The organism is Pseudarthrobacter quantipunctorum (assembly GCF_045291495.1).
Lineage (GTDB): Bacteria > Actinomycetota > Actinomycetes > Actinomycetales > Micrococcaceae > Arthrobacter > Arthrobacter quantipunctorum.
The window spans coordinates 2,178,575-2,198,638 of record NZ_CP148033.1 but is presented as its reverse complement, the minus strand read 5'-3'; the positions used below and the strand labels follow the sequence as shown (position 1 = coordinate 2,198,638).

Sequence of the window (20,064 nt, the reverse complement as noted above, 5' to 3'; positions counted from 1 at the left end):
ATCCGTGATGAGCAGCAACAACAGTTACTCTTTTTGTTGGATTTATTATCCGGAGTTGGTAGCGTCATGACTGTCTGGTCGCCGGCCGGACATGCGTCCGGCGATGTCCTGGTTGAATTCTTTTGGGGAGGAAAATTTCTATGTCGCGTGTGTTGTCTACAGAGCAAGCGAAGGCTGCCATCGGGCAGGTCCAGTCGATCATCAACGGCGGTTTCACGGACCAGATCTCCGCGCTCGACGCGCAGGGCCGTGTCCTGTCAGACCCGAACGTCTGGGATGGTCCGCTGGCCGCACAGTTCCGTGGGTCCACCTGGCCCGAGACGAAGGCAGCCCTGGACAAGGCCAAGGAAGAGCTGGAGCAGTTGCGCGGGCAGCTGGAGAAGATCTCCCAGGACATCTTCTCCGCCGGCGGCGGCGCCTAGCCCGTACTTCCCGGTGTGACGGCCGGGTGGGTGTTCCGTCAAGGGGCATCCACCCGGCCGTTGCGCCGTCCATTTTCTGGTGCGTGTCCGGTGCTGGGGTGTCCTGGTCCGGTTCTTAGGTTTGGGGATCCTTCCCGCTGTCCGGTGGTGTTGTCCCGGGTGGGGTGCGGTTCCTGTGTGTCCTTTTTTCGTTTCGCGTTATTGCTCAGTGGGGGGCGTTGGTTGTGACCGAATTCGTTGAGGTGCCGTTGTTACCGGCGTCGGATGCTTCCAACGGCGGGCGGTTCAGCTACGCCGTGGCTGAGACGGTGCAGTCGGTATTCGAATCCGCCGCTTCGCGGGTTGAGGAGCAGGCGGGGTCACGGGCTTCCTATGCGTCAACGGCGAAAGCGGACTTCCGGGGCCATTTTTCGGAGCTGTTTGCCGCAAACGCCGCAACCGCTGCCGGGGACGCGGAAGCGCTGGCCTCGGCCATGCGGACCGTTGCAGGCTACGTGGGGCAGATGATCGAGGCCGCGCACGAGGAAGACAACCGGCGCCGGCGGAACAACGAATGGGTCCGCGAGCACAACGACCGGAACGGATTCGAACAGGTCAGGGACTGGTTCTTTGGCGAGGCAGAGCGGCCCAGCGCAGACCCCGGCCCCGCCCCGACTTTCGCTTCGCCGTCCCCTAACCTGGGCTCCCGGGAAAACCCGGCGCCCGGTGGCGGGTACGGAGGGGGGACTTCCTCGGCCCGGCCAGCCGACCTGCGTTCCTTCGCAGCCGGTTCACGCGGCCTGGACGACAGCCTGGCAGCGGAACCGGGCTCCCTGGACGGGCAAATGTCTTCGTTCGCGTCCTCCTGCGACTGGGGTTCCATCGATGCTTCCGGCGTGATCAGTGCTTACCGGCGGTATTTGCAGGCGAATGAAAACGACGCCGTCTGGGCCGTGACGGTAGCGGATGCCTTCGCAGCCGCTGGCGGTGAGGGTGCGGTCTCCAGCGTGTCAGACGCAGCTGTCAACGCTGCGTTGGCCGCGGCAGGGGTCAGTGCTACGCGGTCCTCACTTGCCATTGATCCACCCACTGCTGCCGGCGCGATGCCCACCAGCGGGTATGCGAACGACCCCGTGAACACCGCGACGGGTAACTTCATCGAACCCGAGTCCGATCTGGCCTTCGCCGGCGCTTCCTCGAACCTGGTGCTGTCGCGGATGTACAACTCCCTCGGTTCGGGCCTGGAGGGCGAGGGTGTGTTTGGTCCGGGCTGGGCCTCCGTCCTGGACCAGTCGCTGCTGCTTTCGGACGAGGGCTGCCGTTGGGTGATGGCGGATGGCCGGGCGGTGGACTTTCCCCGCGAAGGCGCCGGCTGGAGCCGGGCCGTGGGGGAGAACTACTGGCTTGCCAGCGAACCTGCCACCCAGGCCGTTTTCCAGGAGTTGAGCTCCCTTCCTGCGGGCACGGCGGAGCTCCTCGTGGTCCGCGACAACCAGGGCGCGTGGTGGGCATTCAGCCCTTCGGGCCTGTGGCTGGGTACGGGATCGGCGCCGGGCCGGACCGTTTCGGCCCTGCGGGAAGAATCGGCCGACGGCGTCACAGCCGGTTTGGTGGGCAGGCTTGAACACGTGCGGGGCCGCTTCCTCGACGTCGACTACGCGGCCGGACGTGCCGCCGTCGTGCGCGCCTCCGACGGCCGCCGCATCGAGTACGGGTATGACACCGCGGGCCGCCTGGTACGCGTCACTACCGAACTCGGGGCCAGGACTTACCGGTGGAATGATGCGGGCCTGATCGATGCCGTGTATTCCGCCGCGGGTGTCCTTGAAGCGGAAAACACCTACGATGCGTCCGGCCGGGTGGTCCTGCAGGTGACCCAGCATGGGCGCCGGGTCCGGTTCGCGTATTTGCCGGGCCGGGTCACTGTTGTCTCGGATGAGGACGGCACGCGCTCCAACTCGTGGATCGCGGATGCGAAAGGCCGCCTGGTGGGCGTGCTGGATTCCCATGACCAGCGCCAGTCGATGGCCTACGACGCGCACGGAAACCTGGTGTCCTTCACCGAACGCGACGGCGCGGTCACCGTGCATGCGTATGACGAACGGGGCCGAAAAACCCGGACAGTCACCCCGGAAGGCGCCGATCTGACCTACGGCTGGGATGACCAGGACCGGATCACCACGCTGGTGACCGCCTCCGGCGCCGTGGTGTCCTACGAGTACGGCGATGAAGTGTCCCGTGACCCCGTAGTGGTCCTGGATCCCTTGGGTGGGCGCACCGAACTGGAGTGGCAGGATGGCCAGCTAATCCGGGTCACTGACCCGGCGGGGGTCCGGGTCGGCTTTGAATACGACGCCTTCGGGGACCTCGTGGCAACGCGGAACGCCGCGGGCGACACTGTACGGATTGTCCGTGACCAGGCGGGCCGGCCGGTGACGGCAGTGACGCCCTCGGGCGCGGAAACGCGTTTCACCTATGACGGCGCGGGGCTCCTGGTCCGGCGTGAGGACCCGGACGGGGCCGTATGGGCCTTTGAACACGACGCAGCGGGGCGGGTCACAGCGTCGGTGGCCCCGGATGGCGGCCGGACTGAGCTTGAGTACGCCCTCAACGGTGAGCTGGTCCGCACCATCGACCCGTTGGGCCGGTCCATCGAGCGGGTTTTCGACGAGCTGGGGAACGTCACCGGGGCACTGTTACCCGACGGCGCTGCCTGGGGCTTCACCCACGACGCGCTTTCACGGCTGGTGGGCGTCACCGACCCGGCAGGGCACGACTGGATCCGGGAATACGACAAGGTTGGCGCCCTGACGGCCGTCATCGACCCAACAGGGGTCCGCACAGATTCTGTTTCGGACCGCAGGGCCGGAACGGCCACGCTGACGGAGGCTTTCGGGTCCGCCACCATCCGCTTTGACGAGTTCGGCCGCCCCATCAAAGTGGAAGCTGGTGACGGGTCCGCGGAACTAATCACCTATGATGCGGCTGGTAACCCGATTGAGCTGGTTGATGGTGAGGGCGGGCTGACTGTCCTTGGCCGGGATGTGGCCGGGAAGATCACCACTATCACTTCGCCCAGCGGTGCCGTCACGAGGTACGAGTACGACGGCTGCGGGCGGCCCTGGCGGACCACGGACCCGCTCGGCGCGGTCACGGAGCTGGAGTACGACGCCGACCAGCGGGTCAGCTCCCGGACGCTGCCCACCGGTGAGGTGGAGACTTTTGGGTACGACGCCGGCGGGCGGCTGACTGCCCGGCGAACCCCGGGGCAGGGGCTTTCCCGCTATGGGTACGACTCGTGCGGGCGGCTTACCTTCTCGCAGGACACCTGGTACGGCACCCGCAGGTTTAAGTACAACGTCGCCGGGGAACTGGTTGAATCCGTTAATGGCGTGGGCGGGCGGACCCGGTTCGAGTACGACAACCGGGGCCGGCTGGTCAGGATCACCGACCCGAACGGCGGGGTCATCACCCGGACGTACACGGTCACGGACCTCGTCGATTCCGTGACGGACCCGCTGGGTCGGGTCACTACGGCTACGTACGATCCGGCCGGGCGGCAGCTGTCGCAGACGGATCCGGACGGGCACACCACCACCTGGACGTATGACGCTGCGGGCCGAGAAGCTACTACCACGGTGGACGGGAAGCTGATCTCTTCGATCAGCCGCGACCCGCTCCGCCGCCGCGTAGTCATCACCGATTACACCGGCCCGGGCGGATTGGCCGTGGAGCATGAGCTCGGTTTTGACCGGTGCGGGCGGTTGACCTCCCGCACCCGTGGTTCGCAGGGCCTGTCCTGGGAGTACGACGCCGATGGGAACCGGACCAGCTTCACCGATGCGCACGGAACTATGACCACGTACACGCGTGACGCCGCGGGGCAGCTCACGGCTGTTGGGAACCCGCAGCTCGGAGACGTGTCCTTTAGCTACGACGACGCTGGCCGGATCACCTCCGCCACCGCAGGGGACCTGTTGCAGGAGTGGGTATACCGCAACGGCGCGCTCGCTGAGCACAGCCGGGTCGACCGGGCCGGTTCCGGTGCGGCCGACGTGACGATGATCGGTCGCGATGACGACGGCAGGATCACCGGGCTGACTCGCGGCGGGGCGGTGACGTGGTACGGATATGATGGTGCCGGGCAAATGGTCACCGCCTCCACCACCGGTTCCGGCGAATCTGGCGAGCCCGCTGTGGTTTGGGGGTGGAAGTACGACGTCGGCGGGCGGCTTCTGCGTGAGGAGCTGCCGGGCGGGTCCCGGGTTTACGGTTACGACGCTGCGGGGCAGCTTCTGTCCGTGACCGAACCCGACGGGTCCCGGACGGAGTATGTCCATGATGGTTTGGGCCGCCGCGTCCGGCTCATCCTCCCCGACGGGTCCTCGACCCAGTACGCATGGGGCCCCACCGGGCATCTTAGCGGCACCACAGAACGCACTGCCGACGGTGCCGCAACATCCCGACACGTACTGTGGGTGGACGCCCTGGGCGAGCTCGCGGGCATTGATGGTGCAGAGGTGTGGTGGGACAGCGCCAACGCCATCCCCACCTTGGCCGGCATCAGCGGCGGCCAAGTTCTTCCGCTGCCCGGCGGGCTCACCGGCATTGGAGATGTTTGGACGACGCCGGGCTGGCGCACCGTCCGGCCCACCGATCAAACCGACCCGTGGGCCGTTATTGGCACCCCCGCCCTTCCCGCTGCCGGCGGAGCGGCAGGTGCCAGTCCGGGAGCCGCCGGAGCGCTGCCGCAAGGTATCAGTTTGACGGGCAACGGCGGCGTCGATGTGGCCGGTCTGGAATGGCTCGGGGCACGCGTCTACGACCCCGCAGCCCGAGGCTTCCTCTCCACCGACCCCCTTAACCCCGTCCTCGGCGCAGGATGGGACGGCAACCCCTACGCCTACGCCGGCAACAACCCGCTCAACACTACGGACCCAACTGGCCTGCGTCCCCTCACGGACGACGAATTGAAGGCCTACGACGGGTCCACCGGGGGAGCACTCGCGGCCGCCGGGGACTGGCTCGGGGACAACTGGGAATACCTCGTCGCTGGGGCGGCGATCGTGGGGGGCATCGCGCTCATGTGCACCGGCGTGGGGGGGCCTGCTGGGCTGGCCTTGATGATGGGTGCTGGTGCCTTAGTTTCTGGTGGTATCTCTGCCGCGACCCAAAAGGCCGGGAACGGCTCAGTCGATTGGTACCAAGTGGGAGTCGACACCGTCATCGGCGCACTCGCTGGCGGTCTTGGTGGCGGTACGGGTGCGATAATCGCGGCGAGGTCCGGGTCTGGCCTGGCCGCTCGTGCAGCTACTGCGGCAACTGGAGGCGCTGTTGAGGGGGGTGCCAGCGGTGGTGCCAGCTATGCGATGTCGCCGGGCCAGCATACGCCCGGTGGGTTTATACAAGCGACGGGCACGGGAGCCGCAGTTGGCGGAGCTACGGGGGGAATCACGGGATACAAACCAAAATGGCTCGGAATCGCCGATATGAAGACTTTCAAGTACGGACTCTATAGCTCCGGGTACTCGCACGGGGAGAGCATCTTGTCGCGCGCGGGGGATTCTGGACCCCAAAAGGACTTTGGCAGTTTTTGGTCAGCTGATGCTCCGACGTCCGTTCTCCAGGCGCGTAAGGACAAGGCGATTCTCCCTGAGTGGTACGACAAGAATGGTGAAATAACTGCGTATAGCCCGCTTAGTATGGGGTATACGGCCAGTTTCCCAGAGGGAACCACGATGTACACGGGCACGGTCAGGCGCCAGATAGGACTTGATGGGACCGTATACCCCGGCGGGACGCCACAGGTTCTCATTCCTCAGTCCTATAAGCACGGGACCATAATCGACAAATGGGAATTGGAATTGAAATGAAAAGTAGTAGGCTCAATGAGGGTGTCGCGCTGTTGCTGAAGCTGTCCAGGTACTTGGACGAGCTCGACAAAGAGGAGTCCTCGGTTTGGTTCCGCAAACGCGCGGATGAGTTACAGAAGGGGCTAGGCCGGAAGCAACTACTAGAGGTGTGCCGGAGCATTCTTCATTCGCTCGATAATGGACCAGGTCGAATCCCCGACCTTTATTTCGCTCACCCTGACGGGTCTCCGGATATCGGGCGAACCGACGCGTATCTCGAGACCATCCGGGCTGTCCGGCGATTCGCAAGGGGTGGCGTGCCGCCCTGGTCGTTCTTCATCATCTGACAGAAGTTGCGAAGTTGCTGAGGGAACTTCGGACCGCAGCAATAGATGTCGCCACCGGCAGTCATACCTGAGGGGGTATCTCGCGCCGCCTGCTCCGGAGTTGGCCCAGCACGACCTTCCAGGCCGCAGGGGACTCTTGTTTATTCGCGCGTCGAGCGTTCCCCGGGTCGGTTCAACTCTCCGGGGCGGAGAAGTCCAGGCTGAAGGTGTGGCCGGGTGTGCACGACCGTCACCAGTTACTGCACTTGTCGTCGCTGCCGGCCTCCTGTTGCTTGCAGGAATACTTGCCGCAGCTACTTTGCCCTCCCGAACCGCTGCTCAAGCCGACGTCCCCGCTGCAGCTGGGACACATTAGGCGGCCCGTGGGCAAAGCAAGGAGCCGTGTGTCAGCTTGGAGTTGCCGATGTGAAAGGCTGCAGCTATGGACAACTCACTTCGGGACCATGACCTGGTTCTCTTCGGAGCGACGGGTTTCGTTGGCCGACTAATCGCCGGCTACATTGCGGAGCATGCACCGGCCGGTATGCGGGTTGGACTCGCGGGCCGGTCAAGGGCCAGGCTCGGGGCGGTTCGATCGCAGTTGCCGGTCGCGGCGCAGGGGTGGGCCCTCATCGAAGCCGACTCCGGGAACGCGGACTCGATCGCCGCCCTGGCTGCGAGCACACGCGTGCTCTTCACAACTGTCGGTCCGTACGCGCAACACGGACTACCTGTGGTCGAGGCCTGCGCACAAGCCGGTACCGACTACGCCGACCTCGCCGGTGAGGTGTCCTTCATCCGGGAGGCGATCGATCGCTGCGACGCTGTGGCCAGGACGAGGGGGGCCAGGATCGTGCACTCCTGCGGCTACGACTCCGTGCCGTCCGACCTCGCCGTACTGCTGCTTCATCAGGCGGCAGAAGCCGATGGCGCCGGCGGTTTGGCCGAGGTCCAACTCGTTGCAACGGCCAAGGCTGGCATCAGCGGAGGCACGCTCGAATCCATGCGCGGACAGCTTGACGCGATGCGGTCGAGCACCGCCCTGAGGTTATTAGCCGCTGACCCCTACGCTCTGAGCCCCGACCGCGCACGGGAGCCGACGACACCACAGCCTCCCGATGCCGGTCCTGTGCGCCGTTCCGATGACGGCACCTGGACCGCGCCTTTCATCATGGCCTCGTTCAACACCCGGATAGTGCGCCGCAGCAACGCATTGCAGGGCTGGGCCTACGGCCGTTCCCTTCAATACGGCGAGGTGATGGGTGTGGCCCGTGGACCGGCAGGAGCGGTCATCGCCAGGGCAACGGCACTCGGGCTCCGGGCGTTCACCGGCGCGATGGCGTTCCCGCCGACCCGGAGGGTGCTCGACCGCTGCCTTCCAGCACCAGGTGCGGGTCCGAGCACCGACACGCAGCGCGCAGGCTGGTTCCACTCCCAAGTAACCGCCCGCACCGAGAACGGGCACCGATACCAGGCGATTGCTGCAGGCGCTGGTGATCCCGGCTATGCCGCCACCGCTGTGATGGCCGGCGAGACTGCACTCGCTCTTGCTCTCGACGGTGACCGGCTGCCGACCGCGAAAGGCTCGCTTACACCGGCCACTGCACTGGGCAATGTGCTCATCCAGCGACTCCGTGCGGCCGGCCACACGTACGAGGTAACCAAACTCGCCTGAACCCGGATCCTGCAGGTCACCTGAGTTGCGGCCATTTCATCCGTTATCCAGGCACTCGGGGGTGTTTGAAAACCGGGCGGGGGCCAGCGGCGCCTGTCAGGAGTGGGCGTCGAGGTAGTGCAGAATCGCCCGGGCTGTTTCCTCCGGGGCGCTGACGTGGGGGCAGTGCCCGGTGGCCTGAAGCTGCACCAGGGTGCTGTGTTCCAGATTTTTGTGCAGGTAGGCGCCCACTTCCGGCGGGGCAAGCCGATCGTTGGAGCACTGCAGGATCAGGCAGTTAGTGCGCAGCTTTTTCAGTTCAGGGCGGGTGTCGGAGAAAAAGGTTACTCCGGCGAAGTGCCGTGCGATGGCCGGATTTGTCCGGCAGAAGCTGACACGCAGGTCCTCCGCTAATTCAGGCTCCTGCGGGTTGTTCATAACCACGGGGGCCAAGGCCGCGGCCCAGGCGAAATAGTCGCTGTCCAAAGATGCCAGCAAGCCCTCGATGTCTTCCCGCGAAAAGCCGCCCACGTAGCCGTCGTACGGGTCATCCGTATGACGGGGCGAAGGGGCAAGCAAGATCAGGTGGGAGAAACGGTTGGGGTCCTGCACGGCGGCGATCACGGCGATCATCGTGCTGACGCTGTGGCCCACCAGGATGACGTCCTCAAGTTCAAGGGCGGCGCAAATCTCCAGCAGGTCCGACGCGTACCCGTTCAGGGACCCGTACTTCTCCCAGTCATAGGCGCTGATGTCGGAGTGTCCTGCACCAACATGATCAAAAAGCACCAGCCGGTAATCATCAACGAAATAGGGCAGGAGCTTCCGCCACATAGCCTGATCGCAGCCGAAACCGTGGGCAAACATCATCACGGGCCCATCATCCCGGCCGGATATGGTGACGTTGTTCCGGCCGATTACGGCAGCAACTGCTTCGATCACGTTCTCACTGACCCTCCGTAGGGTGGCGTCCTGTCCCAGACTATCCACGGGAAATAGCGAATCCTAGCGATCCTCCCACTATGACCTTCACGGTGGCGTCGTTTTAGCCCGTTGCATGCGACGCGGCTCGCGAGACTCCTCCGGCAGGGACCGCCGCGACATCGACGAAATAATTAGCAACCCTTACGAACGCTGTTCCCGTCGATCTACGGTCAACGACCTAATTGTGGTGGGTAACGCTGCAGTAACGCTCACGTCTTAGGGTCCCAATACCTTTACGTTGTTTTCAGGGATGCCCGGGGAGCTGATATGGCCAATTTCAGACTTTGGAATGAGATTCAGGAGCGGCTGCTGGCCAGTGGACTCGATTCTTTAGCTGATGCCGCGAGAGGGCTGGAAATCCGAGAGGGATTGGTTGTTGTAAACGGAACAGCGCTGTCATGAGCCTTTGGGACGAGCTCCCGTCAGGCGTCCGCGACAGTGGAGCACTGGGTCCGCTGGAGAGTGCCCTCCGGGCGATTGACCCCGCCGGGCTGACGCCGCGCGAGGTCACCGATGTAGATGGCACCTGGAGCGTGCGATCCGTCGCGGTGGATGTGCCGCAGCTCGCCGGGGTCAGCGTCGACCCCGCGACCGGGCGCTGGGGCGGGGCCGGGTCATCCACGCCCATCGAGCTCGCCGGCACGCAGGTCACCGTCGCGTACGGCCGGCACCTGACCGGCCCGGGCGGCACGGAGGACGGCGGCTGGCACCTGGACCTGGACGTGCCCGGGATCCGGCTGCTCGTGCCCTACCTGAGGGGTGCGATGCTGGACATCCGCGGCCAGCTGGTCTTCGACCCGGCCAACCCGCAGGTCCGGTTCATCCTGCCGCGCATCGTCATCCGGACCATGCAGCTGGCCGGGGCCGCGGTCGGCACCCGGCTGCGCTCGGCGTCGACCTCGGGCAGCCCCGTCGACGACATCTACTCCTTCATCCGCATGACCCCGGGCCACGCGATCATCGGTCCGGGCAACACGGTCGGCTTCGCGTTCCGCACCGCCGAGCTCGACCTGTCCTCCCTCGCCGACCCGCCCGGGCTGCCGCCCGGGGCGCGAGCGGTCCCCGGCGAGTGGCAGGGGCTGCACCTGCCGGAGGTCCGGCTGTTCGTCGCCCCGGATGGGCTCGAGGGCCTGGCCGTCTCGGCGGGCGTCCGGGACCTGTGGATCGGGATCGGAGTGCACGACGGCGTGACGGGCGCCTTCAGTGCCGAGGTCGTCAACCGCGGCGGCTCCCCGACGGTGCTGGCCCGGTTCATCAGCCCGGCCGGGCGGCACATCGCGGCGGTCGCCGGTGGAGCGGTCGAGGCGCCGGACCAGAGCGTGTTCCTCGTCGACACCTCGGGCGGGCTGGCCCCGCACACCACCAGGATTGAGGTCGTCGGCGGGCCGACCGTCGCGGGGGACCGGCTGCCCGTGACGGTGCCCGCGGCCGGCACTGTCGAGCTGCGGGTCACGGTCACCGACGCCGGCGGGCACTCCCACGGCCCGGTCTCCTTCCGGGCGCTGCGGCCTGCCGCTGGGGAGGGGGCAGCCCCGGCGCTCGCGAACCCGGCCGCCCTGCGGATGTTGACGCCCGAGCGCGGGCGGATGGTCATCGTCTCCCAGGGCGCCGCCGACGTGACCGTGCGGCTCGACCCGGAGGTGCCCGCGGACTGGGCCTGGCCCGGCGGCACCTCGACGGGGACCCGGGCCACCGTCCCGGTGATGGCTGGCAGCGCAGTGGCGGTCTCCGGCACCCCGACCCAGCCCGCGGACGCGCGCCCGGCCACGCTGGACTGCTACTTCCGGTTCAACCACCCCTTCCCGAGCGAGACCACCGACTCCTGGTGGCGCAACCCGGCCAACACCGGCTCGGCTCCCGCGTCCGGGCGGACCGCCGCCCCCGCTGGGCAAGCCTTCACCGACCTGGCGCGGTCACGGCAGGCAGACATCGGCGCCACCCCGCTCGTCGTGGACGGCTACGCCTCCTACGAGGGCAACGACACCCCCACGAAGCGGACCGACAATCTGGAGCTCAGCCGGCGCCGCCTCGATGCGGCGGTCGAAATCCTGCGCGACCTGGGCTACGCCGCGACCGCCGGCACCCCGCACGGCCACGCCGACGCCCGGGACCGCACGCCGCTGGACCCGCCCGAGGCGGCGCCGGCCGAAACGTCGGGGGAGTGGTGGCTCGCCCGCGCCAGGGCCGCCGCGCCGCCAGCGCCTGAGGCCGTCCGCGCCGAGTTGTCCCGCCCCCCGGCCAGCCAGCCGCCCGAGCAGCGCGACCCGCAGCCCCCGGGCACAGGCCGGCCCGACTGCTTCCGCCGGCTCGGCGTCGAGGTCGAGCTGATCCGGACCACGTTCGTCCGGCTCGAGGTCTGGGGTGAGTTCGACGTCCAGACTGCCATCGAGGCCTCACTCGACGAAGGCGGCCAACCGCCGCTGGGCGGGCGCGGCCCCAACCCCGGCGACGGCCTGTGTGCGTTCCGGGTCCGGCTCCGGCTGGCCACCGACCGTGAGTCCTGGCAGGTCTTCGGGGAGTTCCGCGCCCTCGAGGCGGACCTCGACGGGCTGTGGGAGGGCCGCCACACCGACACAGGCATCGACGCCGGCAGCCTCAACGTGCTTGGAGCCCTGGCAGTGATGGGACCTCTCGCCGCCGGCGCCGCCGACCTCTCCCCGGCGGCCGGGACCCTCGTCCAGCTCGGCTCGGTCGCGCTCGGTGCCAGTGATCTGGTGCGGACCCGCATCCTGACCCTGCGCGGCGCCGAGGTCATGGTCAGCGACGGCATTATCGCGCCGGACGGCTCGACCGCCACCAACCGGAGCACCCAGGTCAGCGTCCTGCTGGACGTTGAGGTGCAGTTTTGGTTCGACCTGACCGTCATCCGCGTGCCCGAGGACCGGCCCATCCGGACCCGCTACAAGGCCGTCGGCGTCCGGTCGGAGTGGGGCACTGGTGCGGAGGTGGAGTATGTGCCGATCCCCGTGTTCGACCCCAACCGGGGCTACGAGCTCGACATCCAGCCCGGCTCCCTCGTCGCAAAGCCGCCGCTGGACGAGATCCTGCGCGTGTTCGGGGTCCGGGTCAGCCGCGACAACCCGACCTACCTCGAGGTCGAGGCGGGCATCGACGTCCCGCTGGGCCCCGTGACCGTCGACACCATCCGGGTCCGGGCGAGGCTCGACGTCATCGAGCTCCCGCAGTTGACCAAGCTCGGCGCCACGCTCGACATCCCCGGCACGGTCCACGGCGCGGGCTCGATTGAGCTTACCGGCGCCGGGTTCAAGGCGGCGTTCGACCTCACCATCGTGCCGCTGAGCATCCGCGCCGCCGCGACCCTGGCGATCGAGACCAAGGCCGGCGTCACCGGCCTCCTGATCGGCGTCGAGGTCGAGTTCCCCGCGCCCCTCCCGCTGGGCAACTCCGGCCTGGCGCTGTATGGGCTGCTCGGCGGGGTTGGCATCAACTACGCCCGGCTCGAGAACCCGGCGGCGAGGGTCCCGGCGCTCGACTGGCTTATGGCACAGCTCGCCCCGCCGCGGAAGAGCGTGATGCACCCGGACGGCTGGACCCACAGAGCCGGCTCCTTCGCCGTCGCGGCGGGATTGCTGCTCGGGACCACCGAGGGCGGGTTTATCCTGCACCTCAAGGGCATCATTCTCATCGAGGTGCCCGGGCCGCGGCTGCTGCTCGTGATGAAGGCGGACGTCCTGAGACTCCCGCCAGCAATGGGCTCCACCCAGGAGGCCACCTTCCTGGCCGTGCTGGACATCGACTTCGGCGCCGGCACAATCACAGTCGGCGTCGTTGCGGACTACGCCGTGGAGCGGATCCTGCGCATCCACGTTCCGGTCACCGCGTTCTTCGACGCGCGGAACCCGGAGAAGTGGCTCGTCGACCTCGGCTCCTACGACGACCGGGTGACCGTGAAGGTCCTCGACGTGTTCACCGGCACCGGCTATCTCATGGTGCACGGGGACGGCATCACCATCCCGCCCCTGCCGGCCACGACCGGCCTGTCCGTGGCCACCGGCTTCCACATCCAGGCCGTGCTGATGGGCTCCAAGGCCGCCCGGCTGTACGTCGAGGCGGCGGCGGGGTTCGACGCCGTGCTCGGCTTCGACCCGTTCTTCCTGGCCGGCAAGGTCTACGTCCGGGGCGAGCTGCGGCTGTTCATCGTCTCGATCGGCGTGAGCGCCGAGCTCACGCTCATGGTGGGCACCCGGATCCAGGACGGCGTGCCCCGTGACGACCCATACCTGCACGGCGAGGTCTGCGGCAGGGTCGACTTCTTCTTCTTCAGCGTCAAGGGGTGCGTCGGGATCACCATCGGGCACGAGCCTGACCCGGACCCGCCCGTGCGCGACCTCGTCGCAGGACTGTCCCTCGCCGGACGGACGCCGGCGCTGCTCGAGGGCACCGCCGGCCGGCCCGCCGACTCGACCGTCGGCCAGGCTGCAAAGGTGGACGGCGCCGTCGTCCACGGCGAGGTGCCGACTGTGCCGCTCGACGCCGTCCCGGTGCTCCGCTTCCAGGTCGCGCCCGACGCCGAGGGGCTGAGCGTGCTGGGCCAGGCCCCGCTCGGCTCAACCGGCGCGGTGGGCGCCGGCGCCTGGCGCCGGATCGGGGAGCGCTGGTGGGCCTACAAGGTCACGGGCGTCACCCTCAGCGGCACCCTCACCGCGGGCACGACGCCGTCGGTCTGGTGGAGCGCGTCGGCGCCCGGCTCGTCAACCGCCGAGCCGCCGGCCCTGGCGCTGCTGCACTGGCTGCCGACGCCGTTCACCAGCACCGTCACGTACGGCGAGGTGCTGCGCGAGCAGGTCGAGCACCGCTGGGGGACCGTCTGCCGCCCGGCTTCGCCGCCGCAGCCGCAGCTGTGGAGCTTCCTGGGCGAGGCGCTCGGGCCCAGCGCCACCGGCTGGCGGCTCGATCCGGTGCTGTGGCCGGACCCTGACGGGCTGCTGCGGACTGCCCCGGCAGGCCGCAGGCTCCGGGTCACCGAGCCGTGGCGCACGGGTGACGCCGCGGCGGACCTGCTGGCCGGCGGCGCCCCGGCCGAGGTGGCAGGCGACGCCGTCGCCTGCGCCACCGACCGCACCCCGCCCGAGGACCCGTTCAGCCGCTGGGCCGAGGACAACGGCCCCCTCGACCCGACCACCTGGGCGGGCGCCGGGGCTGCCTCCTACGCCGAACTGGCAGAGTTGCTCGCCGCCGGCGCCACCGCCAACGACGTCGCCGGGCAGTGGATCGAGCGCAGCCCCGACCCCGAGGTTGGCCGGCTCAAGGGTTGCGAGGGACGGATCCTGGCCTCGCCCGTGCGCACCGACGGCGAGGCGACTTTCGGCAGCAGGGGCGACCGGGAGCTGGTCGAGCGGGCCCGGCAGGAGGCCGGGTGGAAACCCGACGCGCTCGCAGACGCGGTCGCGCTCTCGCTGGGGGAGGACCTCGCCGCGTTCGACCTGCTGCTGCTCGTGCCGCGCGAGAAGCACCGGTCCCTGCTCATCGAAGTCCGCTCGGGGACGGGGGAGACCCTGGACCGCCGCGAGGTGGACTGGCCGGCAATGGTAGGCCCCGACAACCCCCTGCCAAAACGTTGGGTCGCCCCCGACGGGCCCTGGGCCGGGCCGGTCGAACTGGCCGGGCGCATGGCGGCGAAGGTCGCCGGGACCGACCGGGACCGGCCGATGCTCGCCCTGATCCGCTGGGAGGAGCTGCCGGAGGGTGCGGCCGCCGTCGTCGTCGGCTGGGATGAGGACAACGGCCAGCGGATCCGCGCCCAGCGTTATTGGGTGGTCGCGGCTGCCGGCCTGACCCGGGCCGAGGTGCGCCGGTACGAGTACGACGAGACGATCGTCTCCCGCGACCGGGATGCGCTCGAGACCGGCCTGGCCCAGGACCCCTCCGACCACGCCCTGCTCGAGCCGGGGCAGACCTACGACGTCACCGTGAGCTGGACGTACGACGTCGAGACAGGGGACTCGGTGCCGACGCGGACACCGTCCTTCGCCGACGAGCACAGGCAGACCTTCCGGTTCGCGACCGCCCCGGCATCCGAGGTCCCCACCGACCTGGGGCCGTGGCTGCTCGACACCAACCCGGGGATGGGCGATGCCGGCGTGTTCTGCCGGGAGCCGCTGCGGGTCACTCTTGCCACCCAGAACGTGCTGCGGCTGTTCGATGCCTATGACCACCGGCTCGAGGTGACCGTGCTCGCCGCCTCCGGCCACCACCCCGCCCCGCCCGGCGGGGGAGCACCCGGCCAGCCGCTCGTGCTCCCGGTGGAGGCGGTGCTCGCTCCCGGGTCCGTGCTGCAGCCCAAAGCCAACGCCGTCGTGCTCACGCCGTGGGACCAGGCCGTCGGGGAGCTCGTGAACGCCCTCGAGTGTATCGAGGCCGAGCACGTCACCCGGGAGGTGGAGGAGATCGTGCTGGCCTACGAGCTCGAGCCGCTGACCGACTACCTCCTCGACATCCACGCGGTGCCGACCGGCGGCGCCGGGCCGCGGAAGCGGGTGCACCGGGCGAACTTCACGACCTCCCGCTTCGACGGCGTCGAGCATCTGGCCTCGTGGATCGCGCCGGCGCCGATCGACCACCGCGTGGTCCGCGACGCCGCCCCGCTCGCCGGCCTTCCGGAAAGGCCGACCGGGCGGGAGTGGGACGACGCCGTGCAGCAGGCCGGGCAGCCCGTCCCGCAGACCCCGTTGGCGCCGGCTGTGCAGGTCTGGTGGTCCGCCGACGCCGTACCGCAGCCGCTCGCCGTCGTCATCGAGTGCTCCGAGCAGCTCGTGCGGGAGCGCGTCATGCCGGTGCAGCTGAGCTCGCCGCCCGACGGCGTCGATCCCTCGCACGCGTGGTGGGCCGCCCGGCCTGCGACCTGGCTGGACGTACGGCCCGCCGCGACGCCCCCGGACCCGGCGGCCGCCGCAAGCGTCGGGCGGGTGGTACGCGGGCCGGGCGGAACCCGGGCGATGATGCTGCTGGCTGCGGGGCAGCGCGGCCGGCGCCTGACCCTCGAACTGGTGCAGGCGCCCGACCCGCTCGCGGCCGACCCGGGCCGGGCCGTCACGATCGTCGACGTGACCCTGACAGGGGCACCCTGGGAGGTGGAGTTCTGATGCGCGCTCACGACGTGAGGAAGTTCCGGGCCGTGGGCGCACGGCTCGACTGGCTGGACATCGCCCGTCGCATGCTGCGGGCCGGGCACGGCGAGGGGATCGACGACGCGCTGCTCGAGCGGCTCAAGGAGCGCGGCCCGGACACCCGGCTGGCCTGGGGCTGCTCCGAGGACCTTGGCGTGCCGCGCGATGCCTTCACGGTGTGGGGCCGGCCGGTGCGGGACCGCCTGCTGCGGGATGCCGAGCTGGCCGGCGTCCCCGTCGACGAGGGGGAGCTGGTCTGGTGGGGCGGTGAGGAGGCCGCGCACGTGCAAGTCCGGTGCCAGGTGCAGGACCCGGCCCGGCCGGTCGCGCTGTTCCTGCTGCGGACGGGGCTGGACCCGGCCGGCGCCGTTGGCACCGCCGCCGTGGCACCTGCAGGCAGCCCCACCGTGACTCTTACCGCCAGCGCGGGTGCGGCCACCCACGCCGTCCTGGTCAACGCGCACGCGCTCACGGTGCGCATCCAGACCGTGCAGGACGTCGTCGACGCCGACGACTGGCAGCCGCTCGAGCGCGTCGGCCTGCCGGTGGACGGCCACGAGCTCGGCGAGTACGTTCCAGACGAGCAGGGCCTCGTCGTCGCCCCGACCGCCCCGCCGAAGGCCGCCGCCCAGCGCATCGGCCGGGCCGGGGCGCCGATCGGCTGGTACCCCGTGACTGAAACCGGCCGGACCGCCCCGCCGTGGAAGCCCTCGGACCCCGACGGGCTGGTCGAGGAGACCCGCAAGTTTCTCCTGCCCGAGCTGCGCCCGCTCTACGCGTCCGGGACCGGCGAGACGGACCAGCACGCGCTCGAGGACCGGCGCGCCGTCGACCCTCCCTCCCGCGCCGACGGCACCGCCGCCGACCAGCCTGCGACAGCCCGGCTCAAGCCGCTCGCCCTCCTGCTGCTGGCCGCGGGTACCGACCCGGCAGCGAACCTCGCGGCGGGCTTCGGCACCGCCTACCGGGCCGCCGACCTGGCCGAGCTTATGCCCGACCAGCGGGGCGAGCTCGAGTACCTGGTCACCGGGCACTACCGGCGCTCGGTCCTCGGCGACGGCGTCGAGGTGGCCGCGTACATCCCGCCGGTACAACGGCATGCGGTGGTGCCGCCGGTCGTGGACCTGCGTGCCGGGCGGGCGGCACTGCTGCCGCCCGCGCTCCCCGACGGGCCGTTCCACGAGGCGATCGAGGTCAGCTGGCGGCCGGGCCCGCGCCTGGCGACGATGACCGGGCCGGTCGCGCATGCCTTCGCCGGCTGGCGTCACGGCGCGGGATTTGCCGAGGACCTAATGCCAGAGCGGCTGCTCGGCGGGTCCCAGCCGCGGGCCATCCCCCGCCCCGACGCCGACGACGCCACCCTGGCCGGCGGGGACCGGCCGAAGGTCGTCCAGGGCGACCAGGAGCTGCCCGTCGACGGGTCCATCGACCGGGGGTACGCGGTCGCGCAGTGCGACATCTTCGGCGTCTGGTCGCGCTGGGAGGACGTGGAGCTGACCACCTCCTCGCCGGGTGTGGCGCCGCCGCGGCTCGCGCACCTGGGGCTCGTGGCCACGTATGCTGGATCCCCGGTCTGCCCCTCGGTGCTGACCGTGGACCTGGCCACAGAGTGGACGCAGCGCACGCCCGCGGCGATTGAGCTGCGCGCGGTGTTCTACCCAATGCCCACCGGCGCGACGCCGCCGCCGTTCGGGGCGCCGCCGCCACTGCCCCCGCCGGCGCCCAACCTCGGGCTGGACAGCACCCTCACGTTCACAGGCGACGCGGCCACGGCGTCCGCGGGGACCGTGGTGCCGCTGCGCGAGGACGGCTCGGTCGCGCCCAGCTGGGGCGCCCCGGAGCAGGGCGGCGAGGCGCGCTCCTACCGGTTCACGGTGCCCGGGCCCGCCCTGGACTTCGGGGCGGTCTCGCGCTGGGGAGTCCGGGTCTGGGCCCGGCAGACCGCGCCCGGCATCGCCGCGCCCAGCGTCTGGGTTCCCGTGCCCGCACAACCTGCCACGGCGGTCGCGGGCAGCCCGGTCCCAGCTGTGCCGACACCGCCGCCGCTGCCGCCGGGGGTGCCGCTGGGCAGCACCCCGGACGCGCAGGGCGTATCCCACGTGAAGGTGGGCTGGTCGGGCCTGGCCGGCCCGCACGTGGACCGGGTCGTCGTCTGGGAGGCTTCGGAGACCACGCTGCGCCAGCGGCTCGCGCCCGGCAGCCCTCCGGACCGGACGCTCCTGCCCGGGGTCCGGCTCCAGCAGCTGTGGGACCTGTACGACGCCGCGCCCGCCGCCCAGCGCCCCCTCGGCTTCCGCCGGGCTGCCGAGGTGCCCGCGGTTCCCCCCGCCGCCGATCTCACCCTGGCCCGGGGGAGCGAGGACATCCACCTGTTCCTTGTCACGGCCGTCACCACCACCGGGGTCGAGTCCCCCTGGCCGGGCCCGGGCGGCGGCTTGCCCGCGCACGCCCACCTGCAGGCGGCCGCCGCGCCCCGGCTGCGGCGCCCTGTCATGCCGCTCGTCCGGCCTGCCGTCCAGCCCGACGGCAGCCTCACCGTGGCCATCGAGGCGGCCTCACCGATCCCCGTCACGGCCTTCGAGGTGTTCGCGACCCGCTCCGAGCTCGCGGCCCGCGACCACCTGACCATGGGGCCGCCGCTGGCACAGGTGCCTGCCGGCGCCGCATTCGATCCGGGGACGGCGGATCCCCGGCTGGACCCGATCACCCGCCAGCGGGTCTGGACCGCGGACTGGTCCGGCGCCCTGCCGCCCTCGTGGGAGCCCTGGCACCTGCGGGCCGTCGCCGTGCCGGAGCGCACGGTGCCCGTCTCCGCCGTGCGCGGCCTGGTGTCGCCGGCCTCGGACGTAGTCACCGCCGTCGTCCTGCCCTCGGCGGCGCCGCAGCTCGACCCGCTGGTCGCGGAGGTGGTCGGGGCCGACCATACAGGCCTGTTGATCCGCACCGGAACGTCCGCCCCCGACCGGGTGGTGCCCGCCGGGTCGCATACGGTCCAGGTGACGCTGGGCGCGGTCACCGGTCCGGTCCAGCCGCTCGAGGCGACCGCACGGGTGGCGGACGAGTCCACCGCCCCCGACACCACCGCTGGCCCCGTCGTGCAGCGGCTGCCGCGCGAGGCCGGACGCACGCCGCTGCGGGTCTGGGGCCGCCGCGACGACCCGTCCGTGCCGGTTCAGGCGACCGTCCGCGTGGCAGACCCGCTCGGGCGGGTCGCGGAGCAGACTGTGCTCGTGCCCGGCTGGGTCGAGCCGCGGCCCGAGCTGACCCTGAAGATCATCGACGTCTTCCGGATCGCCGGCCGCGGCTACGTGGCGAGCCTGCTGACCAGCGCCGATCCCGCGACCGAACCGCCCCATGTCCTCACGGTCGTCGCTACACTGCCCGGCACCATTCCGCCGGGCCCCCTCAGGCGCCGTTCCTTGCGCGCCTCTTGGGAGCTCCCGGACATTCCGACACGGCGCTCCCCGGTGCCGCCGCGGGGTGCAGAGATTACGGCCGTGCGGTCGAGGGGTTCGCAGGGGACAGAGATCGGCCTGTGGATACCCGCCGCGCGGATCACCGGCTTGACCGCGGCCATCACCCACCCCATCGAAGGAGAGGTGCAAGACGGCTGGCACCCGGCCTGACAGGCGGGGAAACCGCCGGATGATGCAGGGTTAGCGGCACCCTTAGAAACACCATGAGGGGTGGTCCGGGTGGCCGCCCGGTAAGAGCGGATCT

General features: G+C 69.9%; 6 protein-coding genes. 5 read left to right on the top strand and 1 reads right to left on the bottom strand.

The window, feature by feature from the left end; translation table 11 throughout:
- Nucleotides 1–140: 140 nt before the first annotated feature.
- The 3 genes from WHH00_RS10080 (at nucleotide 141) to WHH00_RS10070 (ending at nucleotide 8,254) form a co-directional block, all read left to right on the top strand.
- Entirely contained in the window at nucleotides 141–422 is a 282-nt protein-coding gene (locus WHH00_RS10080) for a pyrophosphorylase (protein WP_406632433.1), read from the top strand.
- A 224-nt stretch (nucleotides 423–646) separates the two neighbouring features.
- Nucleotides 647–6,274: a DUF6531 domain-containing protein gene (locus tag WHH00_RS10075; RefSeq protein ID WP_406632431.1), complete on the top strand. Its 5,628-nt coding sequence runs from the start codon at nucleotides 647–649 to the stop codon at nucleotides 6,272–6,274.
- A 747-nt stretch (nucleotides 6,275–7,021) separates the two neighbouring features.
- Nucleotides 7,022–8,254, top strand: a complete 1,233-nt coding sequence (locus WHH00_RS10070) for a saccharopine dehydrogenase family protein (RefSeq protein WP_406632429.1) — start codon at nucleotides 7,022–7,024, stop codon at nucleotides 8,252–8,254.
- Between the two features lie 96 nt (nucleotides 8,255–8,350).
- On the opposite strand, the gene WHH00_RS10065 is transcribed toward WHH00_RS10070, so the two are convergent.
- Nucleotides 8,351–9,175: an alpha/beta fold hydrolase gene (locus tag WHH00_RS10065; protein WP_406638554.1), complete on the bottom strand. Its 825-nt coding sequence runs from the start codon at nucleotides 9,173–9,175 to the stop codon at nucleotides 8,351–8,353.
- Nucleotides 9,176–9,615: 440 nt separating this feature from the next.
- On the opposite strand from WHH00_RS10065, the gene WHH00_RS10060 reads away from it, so the two are divergent.
- Nucleotides 9,616–16,320, top strand: coding sequence for a DUF6603 domain-containing protein (locus WHH00_RS10060; protein ID WP_406632427.1), 6,705 nt, complete (start codon nucleotides 9,616–9,618; stop codon nucleotides 16,318–16,320).
- On the top strand, nucleotides 16,320–19,970 hold the full coding sequence (locus tag WHH00_RS10055; RefSeq protein WP_406632425.1) for a hypothetical protein: 3,651 nt from the start codon (nucleotides 16,320–16,322) through the stop codon (nucleotides 19,968–19,970). Before WHH00_RS10060 ends, WHH00_RS10055 begins: the two co-directional genes overlap by 1 nt.
- Nucleotides 19,971–20,064: the final 94 nt, after the last annotated feature.